The organism is Conexibacter woesei Iso977N (genome assembly GCF_000424625.1).
Lineage (GTDB): Bacteria > Actinomycetota > Thermoleophilia > Solirubrobacterales > Solirubrobacteraceae > Baekduia > Baekduia woesei_A.
The window spans coordinates 369,370-385,802 of the sequence record NZ_AUKG01000004.1; the positions used below are offsets into that span (position 1 = coordinate 369,370).

The 16,433-nt window shown below is 70.4% G+C and carries 13 protein-coding genes and 1 tRNA gene; 11 read left to right on the top strand and 3 right to left on the bottom strand.

The features are described 5' to 3' along the window. Window positions 1–49 precede the first annotated feature (49 nt). Window positions 50–2,518 carry a leucine--tRNA ligase gene (gene leuS, locus H030_RS0126250; protein WP_027008320.1) on the bottom strand — a complete coding sequence of 823 codons (2,469 nt, stop codon included), beginning with the start codon at window positions 2,516–2,518 and terminating at the stop codon, window positions 50–52. Window positions 2,519–2,611: 93 nt separating this feature from the next. Here leuS and H030_RS0126255 point away from each other — a divergent pair, with 93 nt between their 5' ends. The 5 genes from H030_RS0126255 to H030_RS35405 all read left to right on the top strand — a co-directional run bounded on the left by H030_RS0126255 (window position 2,612) and on the right by H030_RS35405 (window position 5,979). Continuing rightward, entirely contained in the window at window positions 2,612–2,953 is a 342-nt protein-coding gene (locus H030_RS0126255) for a hypothetical protein (protein ID WP_027008321.1), read from the top strand. A 47-nt stretch (window positions 2,954–3,000) separates the two neighbouring features. After that, complete coding sequence (locus H030_RS0126260; RefSeq protein WP_027008322.1) at window positions 3,001–3,663, top strand: hypothetical protein; 663 nt, start codon at window positions 3,001–3,003, stop codon at window positions 3,661–3,663. A gap of 69 nt (window positions 3,664–3,732) precedes the next feature. Then, a tRNA-Ala gene (locus tag H030_RS0126265) sits at window positions 3,733–3,805 on the top strand. Between the two features lie 866 nt (window positions 3,806–4,671). Further along, the gene (locus H030_RS0126275) at window positions 4,672–5,205 is read left to right on the top strand and encodes a hypothetical protein (RefSeq protein WP_196809279.1); all 534 of its coding nucleotides are present in this window, start codon (window positions 4,672–4,674) and stop codon (window positions 5,203–5,205) included. Between the two features lie 291 nt (window positions 5,206–5,496). Beyond that, the gene (locus H030_RS35405; protein ID WP_051223780.1) at window positions 5,497–5,979 is read left to right on the top strand and encodes a hypothetical protein; all 483 of its coding nucleotides are present in this window, start codon (window positions 5,497–5,499) and stop codon (window positions 5,977–5,979) included. A 195-nt stretch (window positions 5,980–6,174) separates the two neighbouring features. Here the strand turns inward: H030_RS35405 and H030_RS35410 are convergent, their stop codons facing one another. Further along, on the bottom strand, window positions 6,175–6,705 hold the full coding sequence (locus tag H030_RS35410) for a hypothetical protein (protein WP_051223781.1): 531 nt from the start codon (window positions 6,703–6,705) through the stop codon (window positions 6,175–6,177). Between the two features lie 884 nt (window positions 6,706–7,589). Between H030_RS35410 and H030_RS0126300 the strand changes: the two genes are divergently transcribed. Continuing rightward, window positions 7,590–7,922: a hypothetical protein gene (locus tag H030_RS0126300; protein ID WP_027008324.1), complete on the top strand. Its 333-nt coding sequence runs from the start codon at window positions 7,590–7,592 to the stop codon at window positions 7,920–7,922. Window positions 7,923–8,670: 748 nt separating this feature from the next. Here the strand turns inward: H030_RS0126300 and H030_RS0126310 are convergent. Further along, the gene (locus H030_RS0126310; protein ID WP_155892288.1) at window positions 8,671–9,210 is read right to left on the bottom strand and encodes a hypothetical protein; all 540 of its coding nucleotides are present in this window, start codon (window positions 9,208–9,210) and stop codon (window positions 8,671–8,673) included. Between the two features lie 530 nt (window positions 9,211–9,740). Between H030_RS0126310 and H030_RS40540 the strand changes: the two genes are divergently transcribed. The 5 genes from H030_RS40540 to H030_RS37950 all read left to right on the top strand — a co-directional run bounded on the left by H030_RS40540 (window position 9,741) and on the right by H030_RS37950 (window position 16,432). After that, window positions 9,741–10,688, top strand: coding sequence for a DUF11 domain-containing protein (locus H030_RS40540; protein WP_051223782.1), 948 nt, complete (start codon window positions 9,741–9,743; stop codon window positions 10,686–10,688). 230 nt (window positions 10,689–10,918) lie between these two features. Beyond that, the gene (locus H030_RS35420) at window positions 10,919–12,211 is read left to right on the top strand and encodes a S8 family serine peptidase (protein WP_027008326.1); all 1,293 of its coding nucleotides are present in this window, start codon (window positions 10,919–10,921) and stop codon (window positions 12,209–12,211) included. A 501-nt stretch (window positions 12,212–12,712) separates the two neighbouring features. Further along, complete coding sequence (locus tag H030_RS0126325; protein WP_027008327.1) at window positions 12,713–13,633, top strand: DUF11 domain-containing protein; 921 nt, start codon at window positions 12,713–12,715, stop codon at window positions 13,631–13,633. A 560-nt stretch (window positions 13,634–14,193) separates the two neighbouring features. Further along, complete coding sequence (locus H030_RS37945) at window positions 14,194–15,138, top strand: DUF11 domain-containing protein (RefSeq protein ID WP_051223783.1); 945 nt, start codon at window positions 14,194–14,196, stop codon at window positions 15,136–15,138. A 337-nt stretch (window positions 15,139–15,475) separates the two neighbouring features. Further along, window positions 15,476–16,432: a DUF11 domain-containing protein gene (locus H030_RS37950; protein WP_051223784.1), complete on the top strand. Its 957-nt coding sequence runs from the start codon at window positions 15,476–15,478 to the stop codon at window positions 16,430–16,432. Window position 16,433: the final 1 nt, after the last annotated feature.

Sequence of the window (16,433 nt, forward strand, 5' to 3'; positions counted from 1 at the left end):
CACACCTCAACCCATGGTGTGCAGGATTTGTACCGCCGCGTGGTGCGGGTTAGCCCCGCACCACCACGTTCACGAGCTTGTTCGGCACCACGATCTCCTTGATGACGTCCTTGCCGTCCACGTGCGCGATGACGTTCGGCAGCGCGCGGGCCAGGGCCAGGAGCTCGTCCTTCGAGGCGCTGGCCGGGGCTTCGACGCGGTCGCGGACCTTGCCGTTGACCTGGACGACGAGCTCGAAGGTGTCGGCTTCGAGGAAGGCGGCGTCGGCCGCGGGCCAGGGCTCTTCCCAGACGCGGCGGCCGGTCAGCAGGTTGTAGGCGTCGGTCGTCACGTGCGGTGCGAAGGGGAACATCAGGGACGATGCCGTCGCCAGCGCGAAGCGCACGGTGCCGGGGTCGGCGCTCCCGCGCTTCTCCGCCGTGACCTCGTTGAACAGCTCCCGCACCGCCGCGATGGCGGTGTTGAAGTTGAACCGCTGGTCCATGTCGTTGGTGACCTTGTCGATCGCCCAGTTGGCCTTGCGCAGGATCCGCAGCGCGTCGGGACCGAGGTCCTCGGCATCGGGCACCGGCGCGTCCGGCAGCTCCGAAGCGGCTTCGGCCGAAACCCGCCACAGGCGCGACAGGAACCGGAACATCCCCTCGACACCGGTGTCCGTCCAGTCGGCATCCTGATCCGGCGGCCCGATGAACAGGATCTGCGCCCGCGCGGTGTCGGACCCGTACTTGTCGACGATCGAGGCAGGCGACACGACGTTCCCCTTGGACTTGGACATCTTCGCCCCGTCCTTGGTGATCATCCCCTGCGTGAACAGGGCGGCGAACGGCTCGTCGGCCTCCAAGTGCCCCATGTCGCGCAGCGCCTTGATGAAGAACCGCGCGTACAGCAGGTGCAGGATCGCGTGCTCGACGCCGCCGATGTACTGGTCGACGGGCATCCAGTGGTTCAGGACCGCCGGATCCCATGCCGCGGCGTCGTTGTGCGAGTCCGTGTAGCGCAGGAAGTACCACGAGGAGTCGACGAACGTGTCCATCGTGTCGGTCTCGCGCCGAGCCGGACCGCCGCACCGCGGGCAGGTCGTGTTGACCCAGTCCTCGGCGGCCGCCAGCGGCGACTTGCCCTTCGGCTTGTAGTCCGTGATGTCCGGCAGCACGACCGGCAGCTGGTCGTCGGGCACCGGGACCATCCCGTCCCTCGGGCAGTGCACGATCGGGATCGGGCAGCCCCAGTAGCGCTGGCGCGACAGCAGCCAGTCCCGGAGGCGGTAGTTGGTGGACTTGTGGCCCCTGCCCTCGCGGTCCAGCCAGTCGACGATCCGGTCCAGGGCCTCTTCCTTGTAGAGCCCGTCGAACTCCGGGTGCGAGTTGACCAGCGGCCCGCGACCGGTGAACGGCAGCTCGTCCGACCCCTCAGGATCCGCGACCACTCGGCGAATCGGAAGGTCGTAGGCGCGCGCGAACGCGTAGTCGCGCTCGTCGTGCCCCGGCACCGCCATGATCGCGCCCGTGCCGTACTCCATCAGCACGTAGTCGGCCACGTACATCGGCAGCGCCTCGCCGTTGACCGGGTTGATCACGTGGCGCCCCAGGAACACACCGGTCTTGGGCTTCTCCGCGTTCCCCCGGTCCTCCAGCGACTCGCTCGCCGCGTGGTTGACGTACGCGCGGACCTCGTCCTCGCGCCCCGTCCCCGCGATCAGCCGCTCGATGTCGGGATGCTCGGGCGCCATCACGAAGAACGTCGCGCCGAACAGGGTGTCCGGCCGCGTCGTGAAGACGGGGTAGTCGATCGCCAGCTCGTCACACCGGAACGTGACCTCGGCGCCCTGCGAGCGCCCGATCCAGTTGCGCTGCATCGTCTTGACGTGCTCGGGCCACTGGATGTTCGCCAGGTTGTCGACCAGCTCGTCGGCGTAGTCGGTGATCCGGAAGAACCACTGCTCCAGCTGCTTGACCTCGACCTCGTGCCCGCAGCGCTCGCAGCGCCCGTCGATGACCTGCTCGTTGGCCAGCACCGTCGCGTCGTTCGGGCACCACTTGACCGCCGCGTCCTTGCGGTAGGCCAGCCCGCGCTCGAACATCTGCAGGAAGATCCACTGCGTCCACTTGTAGTAGGACGGGTCGTGGGTCGCCAGCTCGCGCGACCAGTCGATCGAGATGCCCCACTCGCGGAACTGCCTCTGGAACGACCTGATCGCCGCGTCGGTCGAGATGCGCGGGTGCTGCCCGGTCCGGATCGCGTGGTTCTCGGCCGGCAGGCCGAACGCGTCGTAGCCCATCGGGTGCAGCACCCTCTTGCCGGTGCGGCGGTGGAAGTGCGCGACCGCGTCGCCCACGGAGTACACCTTGAGGTGGCCGATGTGCGGCTCCCCCGAGGGGTATGGGAGCATCTCCAAGACATAGGACTTGGCGTCGTGGTCGAGAGCGTCGTCGTTCGACACCTCCCACGTGCGCTCGTCAGCCCAGACCCGCTGCCAGCGGGGCTCGATCTCATGCGGGTCGTAGCGATGTTCGGCCACGGATTGGAGGCTACAGCGAGCGGCCGGAATGCCGACTACCGGGGTAGATCGCCTTGCCGGTCGGCGCGTAGCGCGTATTCTCCGCGGCCGCCCATGGCCGCCGTACACGTCGATGCGCTGCTCCGCGACGCCTCGCCCACCGAGGTGACCGAGGGGCTGGAGCGCAACCCCGGATCCCGCCGCCTCGCCGAGCGCGGCTGGCAGCCGCTGTGGTTCGAGGTCCGGGTCGCCGTGGGCGAGACCCACGACCACGAGTTCATCCACTCCTTGGTCTGGCGCGAGCCGGGCCGGCCCGCGGCCGAGGTCGCCGAGGAGGAACTGGAGCACACGCTCGACGAGGCGCTGCGCAACCTGCGCGACCTCGAGGGCCACGACGTCTGGCCCGAGGACGTCGAGCGCCGCTCGGTGCGCGTCGAGGTCACCGCCTCTTCCTGACGGCGTTCTTGCGTGCGCGAGGCCTTGCGGCGCCTACGCTTTCGCGCATGTCAGATCGGTCCGACGGCCTCAGCTCGATCAGCGTCGCCTCCGCCAAGGTGGCGGCGATCGTCGAGGCCGCCGAGCGCGCCGCCGAGGACCTGCGGCTGAAGACCGAGGAGAAGGTCCGGGCCCGGATCGCCGAGGCCGACCGCGCCGCCGCCCTGCGCGTCGAGGCCGCCGAGGCCGAGGCGCGCGACGTCGTCGCGCAGGCCCGCCGCGACGCCGAGGCGCTGATCACCCAGGCGCGCCTGGACGTCCAGGGCGTCCACGACGAGGCCGCGCGCGCCCGCTCCGACGCCGAGGCCGAGGCCGCGCGGATGCGCCTCGAGACCGAGGAGTACGCTAAGGAGGCGCGCCAGGCCGCCCGCGACGACGCGCGCGCGATCGTCTCCGAGGCCCAGGCCGCGGCACGCGGCGTCCTGACCGACGGCACCGAGTTGTCGGACAACTTGAGCGAGCTGAGCGACTCCCTGCGCCGCAACGCCGAGCGGCTGCTCAACGACGTCAAGCTCGCGCACGCGCGCCTGACCGCGGACCTGGACCAGCACTCGCCGCCCGGGACGTCGAACCCGTCGACCGCCCCGACGGCGCGGCGCTCCGGGGCGTCGCCGGCCGCGGGCGCCGGCGGGGACCTCACGGTCCCGGAGTTCCTGCCGCGGCGCCGTTGAGGCGTCGGCCGGCGGGCCGCCGCCCCACCTGACACACCCCGCGCCCGCCGTGTAGCATTTCCGGTCCCAGGGGCCATAGCTCAGCTGGGAGAGCGCCTGCATGGCATGCAGGAGGTCGGGGGTTCGAGCCCCCCTGGCTCCACTTCACGGAAACCCCCGCTTCGGCGGGGGTTTCCGCGTTTGCGGGGCAGGCGCCGGATCGGCGTTCCAGTCAACGATGGAAACGCTATGGAAACGCGCGCCGGGCCTTCGGGCTCTTAGGTGCCCGCACGCCCGTTTCAGTCGCGGTACTCGACGGGCACGGGCGCGCGAGCCGGCGGTGGCCCGACGCAGTGCTGATCACGCCCGACGGCACGAAGACGGCGATCGAGATCGAGTTCTCCCCCAAGTCCACCGATCGCCTGAATCGGATCGTCTGCGGCTATGGCGACGTCGTCAGGAGCAGAATCACTGATCGTTAAGCGATGATGCGTCGTTGTCCCATCGGTGGAGACGACCGCGTGCCACAACCCACGACGCGAATTCGGCGCATCGCCACGGCACGGGACCTACGCGCCCACCGGGCTTTGCGACGTCGCCGTCGCCGCCGCGCACCCCCGCCCTGCCCGGCGCACCCGCGCTCTCCTCGACCCGGCGACGACGGACCTGCTGCGCCCGGCCGACGCCGGTCGATAGCGGTCGACGACGCCGCGCTCCGCGACGACCACCTTCGCGATGGGCGCGCACGACGCAGAGCCGGCCTTTGGCGTCGGCGGAAGTCGGGGCCGCCTCCGGCGTGCCGGATCCCAACACACCAACAACGACGCGCCCACGCCACCGCGAGCGGCGTCGAGACGCCGACGCACGTCGCAGGCGACGCGCGCACGAGCTGGCGAACGTGGCGGCCGCGCGCTCTTGCATCCGGGCGCGTCGAGGAGCACAATCCGCGCTCCTGACATCCTGATCGCTCAAGAATCCTGATCTACGGGATTTCGTGCACGAGATGTCCGACTCCGTACCCGGAAGGACATGAGCATGCTCCGTACGTCTCGCAAGCCGTTGATCGTCGCCGGCAGCTGCGTCCTGGCGATCCTGATCCCGGCGCTGGCGAGCACGCCGGCGCAGGCCACCGGCCTGGCCGTGTGCACCGGCACCCAGCAGACCAACTACAGCCCAGGGCTGACGCTCACGGCCAGGACGGTCGCCGTCGACAACGAGCGCGCGTTGACGTGCACCTCCAGCGATCCCGGCGCGGCGACCGGCCACATCTCCGACATCTTCACGTACAGCCTCAGCTGCCTCGACCTGCACGCCAACGACCCCGGCTTCGACCTGACGATCGTGTGGGCGGACGCCACCACCAGCACCTTCTCGGTCACAACCTCGGTGACCACCAACGTCGGCGGGCAGCTCGTCTTCACCGACTCGGGCACCATCACCGCCGGCAAGTTCACGGGCGAGCCCGTCACCGACATCGGCACCGAGGTCGCGCCGTCGCTGCTGGACTGCCTCGGCTCCGGGCTGAGGAGCTCGTCAGGCGTGTCCACCATCACCGTGACGTGACGTGACGTGAGTTGAGGCGCTGCGCACGCGAGGAGGTTTGATGCGAGACACAGCTGCTTGATCCGCGACGGCGTCCGCGACTTGGCGCCCACGCTCGGGCTCGCCGCGGGCGAGACCGCTTCGGTCCTCGCCTAGACCGACACCCATCACAACTCGCGGCGGTCATCTCCGGCGCGGTCCAAGCTCATCGAGGTTGCCATGCATTCCGCAAGAGCGCTGTTCCACGGCCTGAGCCAGTCCCGGCTGGGCGGGTCGCGCCACCGACTCCGCGCTGCCGGCTGTGTCGCCGCCATGCTCGGCGCGCTGGCCTGCAGCGCCGCCGCCGCGGCACCTGCCGGCGCCACGACGCTGTGCACCGGCCAACAGAACGAGACCTTCGCGCCCGGCCTGACCAACACCACCCAGACCACGACGTTCACCGCCACCCGCACGCTCTCGACGTGCCTGTCGCTCGCCGATCCGACGATCACCAGCGGGTCGGCGAGCACGACCATCAACGCGCCGTTCAACTGTCAGAGCGTGCTCGCCAACGGCTCGTCCACGTCGACCATCCACTGGAGCAACGGCCAGACCAGCACGTTCTCCTTCACCTACACCGCGACCACCGTCAACGGCACCGACCAGACCCAGGAGACCGGCACGATCACCGCCGGCGAGTTCACCGGGAGGTCGGCGATCGGCCTCGTCACCGTACCGGCGCTGGACCCGTTGGCCTGCGCCACGAGCACGGGGGTGACCTCGCTGACCGGCCTCTTCACCCTGACCATCCTCTGACAGCACCGACGATCGGGTCGCAACGCCGCGCGCAGAGCACCGGCGTCGCGACCCGATCGTGCCGGTCTGGCCGGCCGCCAGCAACGTGTACCCAATCGACGGCAGGATGAGGGTGTTCACCGCTGCGTCGAGACGGCCATCGGCGAGGGCAGGCTCGGCCGCCTGGATGGCGACGTTCGTCGGCGGGCTGATGCTCTAGACCACCGTCAGCGTGATCGTCCCGCTGAGGCTCGACACCCCGGACCCGAGGAGGCAGCTGAGCGGGTTCGGCGGCGCCTCGGCCGTGACCCGTTCCGCGGTGCTGCCCGCGAACTCCCCGGCGGTGATCGAGCCGGTCGCGGTCGCGACGTTCACGCCCGCGACCGTGGTGATCGTCAGTGTGTAGGTGAACGTGCTGGTCTGCCCGTTGTTCCAGGTGATGACCTGGCTGCCGCCGGGACCCGAGCTGAGCGTCGTGCAGCTCACCGGCGCGGCGAACGAGACGCCCGAGGTCCCGGTGGTGACCGTCGGGTCGTCAGAGACGCATTGCAGCAGCGCGCTGCCGTAGGCCTGCGATGTCGTGATCGACGTCAACGTGGTGGTGTTGGTCAGCGCCGGTGAGAACGCGACGTGGTCGGTGCCGGTGAGGCAGGTGACGGTGGTCGCGGCGCCCGCGGGCGCCGCGACGGCGAGCGCGGCGGCCGCCAGCGCGACCGCGAGCGTGGACAGGATCTTCAACGTGCGCATCACAGACCTCCAAGGTCGGTGTGTCGCGCCGAGGCCGGTGCCTCGGTGGACGTGTTGCCAGCCAATGGGTGGCGGGACGTCGGGGACGGCCATCTCGGCGATCGCCCTTCGAACTCCCCGTGGTGGTCGTGCCGCTGTTCGACGCGAGAGGCCGCCGGTCGTGAGCGAGGACAACCGAGACGACCACCGGTAGAGATTCGGGTGCGCTGAGTATGGCGCGCACAGGCGGCCCCTCAACCGGGGCGAAGGAATTGCATTCTGATTGTTGAGTGTCTGACTGCACCTGGCTTGCGGGAGGGTCCCGAACGGCGACGATCGCGGCGATGTGCCAGGTTCGGCTCTGGCACCGGGCGGCGGGCGCCACACCGCCGGGCCCTGCGATCCGCGCCGTCCTGGGCGAATGCATATGCGCCGTTTCCGGGTCGGTGACGATGGCGAGCTTCGGACGAACGGCGTTTGCCGATTGCACAGCAATTGCAATGGTTAAGAACTACTGCGCGCATGCGGTCGCCCGATGGTCAGGCGTGGATCGCCTTCACCTACGTGTCGCGGCCCGCCACGCTTCCGAGCCGTGGTGACGATGGCCGGGCCGGGACTGTTCGCGCTGGCGGGGCCGGCTTCGACCGGCGCCGCCATCCAGGCGGTCCGCCCGCAGGAGGGCGGCTTGCGTCGGGCGTGAGCAGCACTACCCGGCAGATCGGCGCGGTCCTCGGCGCCTCGTCCACGCGCGGCAGTCCGGCGGCGCATCCTGTGAAGCCGGCCTCGAGGCTGGTGACGCCCCGGCCCGCGACGGCCGCGGGCGAACGGCGGCAGACCGCGACCGGCGGGTTACACTGACGTCTCCCGACGAAAGGGTCACCCATGACCCGCAGCTGCTGTCCGGCGTGCCGCTCTCGCCTCTCCCCACCGACGTCGCGCCGATGACCGGCACGCAGACCTCCGACGAGGAGATCCGGGCCGTGGTGGCGCGCCTCTCACGTCCTGAGGGATCCGGTCGCAGGACCATCGAGCACGCCGCGATCATGGCCGAGGGCGGGCGGTCCGCCGCGATCCTCGAGTGGCTCGCGGATGCCGCGTGGGTGCCCGAGAAGCTCCCGGACACCACCGCGCAGCGCGGCAGCTCAGGCCTGCACGGCATGCGCCGCGAGACCGTCCGAGGCGGCGCAGGACCGGCGACCCCACGGCGGTACGTCTCGCAGCCGCGCGACGACACCTGAAGTCGGGGCGCCGCGTCCGACCGGCGACCGCCCGCTCGGCGTGGCGAAGCCACAGCAGGCGGCCGAGCGAGTGGGCGATCACGACGCGCTCGCCGTCGCCGGGCATCCCAATTCCGCGCGCAGCAGCTCAGCCACGCGCCAGCGCCGGCGCATCGGGATGCCGGCCCGGAGGATCGGGAACCGCCGACCGTCCGTCTGACCCACGGCCAAGCATATTCCCCACTGATCCAATAGGGAATGGCCGACTCCTACAACTGCTCTACGCGCACCGGCAACTTGACGATCCTGTCGTAGAGAGGTAGCCGTCGCGGTTGAACGGCACGACGTCTGACTGCTGATGGCCGTCGTGGTCGGTGGCCTACGCGGCGAGCGGGTCCTGCCGCTCAGGCGAACGTGCCGCGGCAGTGCGGCTCGAAGCCCTCACGGATCTCGCCGCCCGGCCGGTAGCGGTGGTGCAGGGCATAGGCCATGTGCGGGACGCAGTCGTTCACCTCGGCGGTGGTCTGACCCGGTCCCAGGCCTTGCCGCCGTCGGAGATGAAGCCCGAGCGGCTCGCGTCGACGAGGTCGGCGTCGAAGATCGAGTCGCTGCTTCGCCTGGAGCGCCGACGGCTGGCTGAGCGAGTCGTACGACTTGCTCCCTCGACTTTCTGGGCCGGCGACCTTCGGCTCAACAGTGCTGCGGTCGCGGCTCTCGAGCTCGATCGCGATCGTAGAGCTTGCCCAGGCGCGCGATCTGACGCGTCGCCCTAGGTGCCGGTGACCGTCAGGGTCGCGACGCCCGTGAGGTCGGAGACTCCGGTAGTCAGGCACTGCAGCACCGTCAGCGTTGGATCGGCGATCACCTCCGTGACGGTGGCGCCGGCGAACTTCCCGCTGGTCATCGTGCCCGTCAAGGTGTCGACGTAGGAGCCGCCGACCAGCAGGGCGCCGTTGACGTCGGTGTAGCTGAAGGTGCTCGTGGTGCTGTCGGCCCACGTGAACGTGGCCGTCCCGGTGCTGCCGGCCGGCGCCTGCTGCGCGGTGCAGCTGTAGGACCCCGTGAACGTGCCGCCCGTCGACACCGTGGCCGCACCGGGGTCGTTGGACGTGCAGCTGAACGTGTCGGTGTAGGTCACCGTCCCGGTCTGGCTGGTCAGGGTCATCGCGGGCGAGTAGTGCCCCGTGTCGGCTCCGGTGCAGACCGCGAGGCTGGCTGCCTGCGCCGAGGCGCCGAGCACCGCCGGCAGCAGGACCGCAGTTGCGCAGGCGCCGACGAGCGCTGCGGAACGCCGGAATGAACGGTTCATCGTGTCCGCTCCTTCAGTGGAACTGGGTGGGGTCCGGCGCGGAGTGTGGGCTTCCGGCAGACGCCTGTCAACTCCGGAAGCGCGCACGATCACATACTTGTCAGCAGACTTGCCCGAACGCTCGTCACCGATGGAGACCGTCGCGCCCGAGCCCGCACGTGCACCGGATCCGTGGAGAGCGCGGGTGCGCCATGCAGGGCGGGGAGCGACGCGTGGTGCCGACGGCGCCGTCTGGGCGCCCGGTGGGCGCGCGTGTCCCGTGCCGTGGCGATGCGCCGGATTCGCCTCGTGAGCTGTGGGTACCGCGGCCGTCTCCATCGATGAGGACAAGATGCGCATGATTGCCCAACGATCAGTGATTCTGTTCTTGACGGAAACCACACGCAGGAGCAGACTTGCGCCCGTCCAAGGCCGTGAACCACGACAGGTGGCGACGCGCCCTGGCCGGCTCCCGACGCGTCCAACGACAGCAGCGGCGCGGGCGCGATCGCGCGCGCCACTGACCCCCTCCAGCCCACCGAAGGAGAACCATGCACACCTCGATCCTGTCCCGCGCGACGACGACGCTGTGCGCCGTCCTGCTCCTCACGCTCGGAGCGCTGGTCTACGCGGCCGGCGCCCAGGCCGACCCCGGGACGGTCACCGGCCCCAACAACCTGAGCCTGACCGTCGACGACACCACCCCCGCGCCCGGGCAGGTCGTCAACTTCGACTTCTCCTACACCACCACCAGCCTCGACACGCAAATCGCCAGGCTACCCGGCGCGACCTTCGCGTTCCATATGGGCACGAGCCTCACCACCGTCGATCCCCCGTCCCACCTCGACGAACTCGCGCTGGGGACCTGCGGGGGCCAGATCACGAGCTGCAGCTATGACCTCGCGCGTACCTTCTCCGAGTTCGAGGGCGCCGTCCCGACGACGACCACGACCGGCACGACGATCACCGGCACCGCGAGCTTCACCGTCTCGGCCACCGCGACCCTCGGCGACGTGATCGGGGCCTTTGGCGGGTTTGCGGACCGCAGCTTCTTCAACCACGATACGGCGACGGACTCGCGGTTGGACCTGACGGTCACCGCGCCGCCGGCGGCCGACCTCGGCGTCGACCTGACCGCGACCGCAAGGGGGCTGCTGACCAGCCACATCAACTACGACGCGGCGGTCACCAACAACGGCCCCGCCACGGCCAGCAGCGCGACGATCACCACCCAACTCCCGTCCGCGGCCACGGGGATCAGCTCCTCGACCTGCACCTACACCTCGAGCACCGACCAGGTCTCGTGCCCGATCGGCTCGATCGCCAACGGCGCCACCACCCACGCCACGTTCAGGGCCTACTTCGGGCTGCTGACCATCGGACTGCCCCTGCACACCACCGCAACCCGCACCGCCAGCTCACCCACCGACAACAACGCCACCAACGACAGCGACAGCGCCGACTGCGACGCGATCACCCCGCTGCTCATCCACTGCTGAGACCAGCAGGCCGGGCGCGATAGCGCCCACCCCACGCCCAGGAGGGCTGCCGGCGACATCGGTCACCGGCAGCCCTTCCCCGGGCCGACGCACTGAGACGACTCGGCGCCGTCCGCACGCAACGGCCCAGATTCACATCTTGACTTGAGATCTCTGATCGGACAGCACTGCTTCATGAAACGCCGTAGAGGAGTCCCCGCGTTCCCGCCGGCGTCGGAACCGCCTGTCGCGTGACCCGCGCAGCCCCGATCCTGGCGGCGCTGTGCACGACCGTGCTCGTGCTCGCCGAGACCGCCACCGAGACCCACGCCGAGCGGCTCGTCGTCGGGCTGCGCGGGCCGGTCAGCGCCGCGACGGACACGCGGATCGTCCAGGAGAGCGGCACGCGGCTGGTGCGGCCGATCGCGCCCCTCGATGCGCTGCAGCTCAGCGTGGCGTCGGCCCGGCGCGCCGCGGCGCTCGCCACGCTGAGAGCGGACGCGGACGTCGCGTTCGCCGTGGTCGACACCGTCGTGCACGCGCCCGACGGGCCGCTCGGACCGCCGATCGCCGGCATCGCCCGCGTCCCCAACGACCGCGGCTTCCCGCGCCAGCACGGCATGAGCCAGCCGCGCGACCACGACATCGACGCGCCCCAGGCATGGTCGCGCGACACGACCTGCGCGAAGGTCGCGGTGCTCGACACCGGCGTCGCCCTCGGCCACCGCGACCTGCGGCCCAACCTCTGGCGCAACCCGGGTGAGATCCCCGCCAACGGCATCGACGACGACCACGACGGCTACGTCGACGACGTCTACGGCGCCGACGTCCTGCGCGGCTCCGGCTCCGGCGCCGACCACAACGGCCACGGAACCCACGTCGCCGGGATCATCGCCGCGCGGGGCGACAACCGCCACGGCGTCGCCGGCGTGTGCTGGAAGGCGCAGATCGTCTCGGTGCGGTTCCTGGACGCGCAGGCCACCGGCCGGCTCGGCGACGCGGCGGCCGGCATCGTGTACGCCATCGGCAAAGGCGCCAAGGTCATCAACGCGAGCTTCGCCGGACCGGACCCGACCGACATCATGCGCCGCGCCGTCGCCTACGCCCAGAGCCAGGGCGCCCTGATCGTCACCTCGGCCGGAAACGCCGGCACCGACGACGACACGTTGCCCGCCTACCCCGCGAGCTTCCCGGACCAGTCGATCCTCTCCGTCACGTCCACCGACGACCAGGACCACATGGCGCCCACCGCCAACTTCGGGGCCGGAAGCGTCGACCTCGCCGCCCCCGGCGTCGGCATCGCCTCGACCTGGCCCACCGGCATCTACCGCGACATGTCCGGGACCTCACAGGCCGCGGCGTTCGTCAGCGGCGCCGCGGCGATGCTGCGCGCCGCCGCCCACCCCTCGCTGGCGCGCCTGCGCAACCTCCTGCTCGACTCCGTCGACCGCAAGCCCGGCCTGGCCGGCAAGACCGTCAGCGGCGGCCGCCTCAACCTCGACAAGGCACTGCACCGCGCCACGCGGAACCCCCGCGCTCAGTGAGCGTGCCCGCCGGCGTCTTTCCGCGCGGAGTCGATGACGCGACGGCCGGCTCAGGTTGTGGAACAGCGCTCCAGCCTTCAAGCCGATTGCAACTGCATATGACTCAGCAACACTCAACGATGCGTGAGAGCAACATAGGCCGAAGCCAATCCACCGGCGACGGTTGTTGGCACGCCGCCACCCCGGAGGTCCGCGTGTCTCGCCGCCTTCGGAAAGCGCGGCTCCGGCACGACGAGCGACGACGCGCCAGGTTCACGGAGGTCTCTTGTCGGGCGAGCCGCTGAACCTCCGGCGCCCCGCGGGCCCTCGCCGCCCGCGGCGCCCGTGATGCCCGGGAATCAGGTGCTGGCGCTGATGAGCTTCGGGATCTCGATCGTTCAGCGACATGCCGCCATGATTCTTAAAGATCAGTGACACTGTGCGTTGACGAATGCGATACGCGTGGCAGACTTCCGCGAGCATGGCGCGATCCCCCGCGCCAACCTCAACCGAGGAGTCCTCATGAGCACCCTGTCACGGCGTCGCGGTGTCGTCTCCGCGTGCGTCGCCCTGCTGTGCGCCTTCGGCCTGCTGCTGGCCGCCGGCTCCGCCCGCGCGGATCCCGGCACCAACGGCCTCCTGACGGTCAGCGACACCACACCCACCCCGGGCGAGACGATCACCGTCAGCTGGGACGTCACCTACACGGGCTCGGACTTCGCGGGCCAGATCGGCAAGGCCCACAACTACCTGGGTCTCGACAAGCGCTTCAGCGGCGGGCCCTACGGCGACCTCTCGTTCGTCACGGGCTCGTGCACCGGTGACCTAAGCAGCTGCACGGTCAACCCCACCGCGAACACGTTCTTCCGCGGCGAGGTCCCGAGGGTGACCGCGTTTGACCAGACGCGCTCGGGCACCGCCCAGTTCGTGGTCTCGGCCGGCGCGACGCTCGGCGAGACCATCAACTTGAACGCGGTGTCCACCGCGTTGAACGCCGACGGCTCCGGCACCAGCGTGATCTTCGTCCCCCTGCCGATCACGGTCACGGCCCCCGCCGCCGACCTCGGCGTGTCGCTCAGCGCCACGCCCGGCCCGCCGCTGCACGGCAGGGTCGACTACGACGCGGCGGTGACCAACAACGGGCCCGACCCGGCGACCGCGGCCACGCTCACCACGCAGCTGCCGTGGCAGGCGACCGGGATCAGCGCCGCCGGCTCATGCACCTACACGAGCGCGACCGATCAGGTCTCCTGCCCGGTCGGGGCCGTGGCCAACGGCACCACGACCCACGTGACGTTCACCGTCCAGTACGGGCTGCTCTCCATCGGAGCGCTGACCGCCACCTCAACCCTGTCGGCCGTCACGCCGACCGACTCCAACGCCGCCAACGACAGCTCCAGCGCCACCTGCCACGCGCTGACCGGGCCGCTCATCAGCTGCTGAGTCGCCTCTCCCGCCGCCGCGACCGCCCAGGTGGTCGCGGCGGCGGACCCACGACACCCGGCTCGCTCCCAGGCACCCCGAGTCGCCGGGAGAGGCGCCCAGCCGATCGACCGGGAAGGTGGACCAGCGGTCGCCGGACCCGAGGAGAACGCGGGCGCGCCCAGCCGGGGTGAGGTGCGATGTGTGGCGGTGCCGCCGCCGTCTGGACGCCCGGTGGGCGCTCATGGCCCGCGCCGTGGCGATGCGCCGGATTTGCTGTGGTGGGACGGTCGTCTCCATCGATGAGCAGGGCCTGCGCATGATCACGCAGAGATCAGACATGCTGATCTTGACGGCAGCCTCACAGCGGCCCAGAATTGCACCACCGAGGGCCCTGCGCCACAGAACCGAAGGTGGTGACGTGCCCGAGCGGCTCCCGGCCGCCACGCACCGGTCGCGCAAGCCACGGCGACCCATATACCGGCAGCTCGCCGGCGACCCGCACGCGTCCTACCACGGCGACGGCGTGGACCGCATCGCGCGCACGCCGCTGAGCCCATCAGCTGCTCGAAGGAGAAGTCATGCACAGCTTCGCCCTGTCTCGCCGGACGACGACGTTCGGCGCCGTCCTGCTCTTGATGCTCGGAGCGCTGGTCCACGCGGCCGACGCCCAGGCCGACCCCGGGACCGTCACGGGCCCCCGCGGGCTGAGCGTCACCGTCGACGACACCACGCCGGCGCCTGGGCAGACGGTCACCTTCAGCTTCTCCTACACCCTGTCGTCCGCCTTCGACGCGGACGACGGGACCTCCGAGTTCGTCATGGGCACGGGCCTCAACACCGGCAACCCCCCGTCCAACCTCGCAGAGCTTGGGCTGCAGTCCTGCGCGAGCCAGTTCACGAGTTGCAGCTACGTCCCCGGACGCACGCGGTTCGAGTTCGACGGCTTCGTCCCGACCGTCGCATACGGTGACACGGTCACCGGCACCGCGAGCTTCACCGTCTCGGCCACCGCGACCCCCGGCGACGTGATCGGGCTCTACGGCGGGTTCCAGTCAGACGACGGCGACATCGTTGCCAGCACGGAAGCCAGCCCACGGTTGAACCTGACCGTCACCGCCCCGCCCCCGCCGGCCAACGCCGACCTCGGCGTCGACCTCAGGGCGACCGCGGCGGGCCTGCTCGTCAGCCACGTCAACTACCACCTCGCGGTCACCAACAACGGCCCTGCCGCGGCCAGCGGCGTGACGATCACGACGCAGCTGCCCTGGGCAGCGACCTCGATCGCCTCGACGACGTGCACGTACTCCTCGAGCACCGACCAGGTCTCCTGCCCGATCAGCTCGATCGCCAACGGCGCCACGACCAGCATCACGTTCAGGGCCTACTTCGGGCTGCTGACCGTCGGGCTGCCCCTGCACGCGACCGCGACGCGGACGGCCAGCTCGCCGACCGACCCCAACCCCGCCAACGACAGCAACGGCACCAACTGCATCGCGATCACCTCGCTGCTCATCGGCTGCTGACCGACACCAGCACACGCAGGGAGGCCGCCGGCGACATCGCTCGCCGGCGGCCCCTCGCTGCTGCGTGACGGCCGGGCCTGCGCTCCCGGGCGCGGCCGTGCTGGAGCGCGGATCGGCCCGGGGGCGGAGCGATGCAACGTCGCGCATTATCATTTAAAGATCAGCAATCCTGATCTTGACGGAAGCCACGAGTCGCGACAGACTTCCGCCACCGAGGTCCCGAACCACCACGGTGGCGAGGGGCTCGGCCGGTTCCCAGCGCGTCCATCGACAGCGACGGCGCGGACGGCATCGCGCGCACGCCGCTGAACCCATCAGCTGCTCGAAGGAGAAGGCCATGCACAGCGTCGCCCTGTCTCGCCGAACGACGACGCTCGGCGCCGTCCTGCTCCTCATGCTCGGAGCACTGGCCTACGCGGCCGGCGCCCAGGCCGACCCCGGGACCGTCACCGGCCCGAATGACCTGCGCGTGACCGTCGATGACACCACGCCCGTGCCCGGGCAGACGGTCACCTTCAGCTACTACTACTTCCTCTCCGACGCGGACGCGGATGCGATCGACAACTACGGCGGGAACTACGAGTTCGTCATGGGCACGAACATCAATAACAGCAATCCCCCGTCCCACCTCGACGAGCTCGCGCTGGTGTCCTGCGCGAGCCTGATCACGAGTTGCAGCTACGACCCCGCGCGCACGCACTACGAGTTCACGGGCGTCGTGCCGACGTACCCGCCAGGCAACCCGGTCTCCGGCGCCGCGAGCTTCACCGTCTCGCCCACCGCGACCGACGGCGACGTGATCGGGGCCTACGGCGGGTTCCAGAGCGGAGACAACACGAACCACGCCACAACGGCGACGAGCTCGCGGTTGGATCTGACCGTCGCCGCCCCGCCGCCGCCGCCGGACGCCGATCTCGGCGTCGACCTCAGCGCGACCGCGCACGGGCTGCTGACCAGCCACATCAACTACGACGCGGCGATCACCAACAACGGCCCCGCCACCGCCACCGGCGTGACCATCACCACCCAACTCCCGTCCGCGGCCACCGGGATCAGCTCCTCGACCTGCACCTACACCTCGAGCACCGACCAGGTCTCCTGCCCCATCAGCTCGATCGCCAACGGCACCACCACCCACGCCACCTTCAGCGCCTACTTCGGCCTCCTGACCATCGGCCTGCCGCTCCACGCCACCGCCACGCGGACGGCCAGCTCACCCACCGACCCGACCGCCACCAACGACAGCGACACCGCCTACTGCTACGCCATCACCCCACTGCTCATCCACTGCTGAC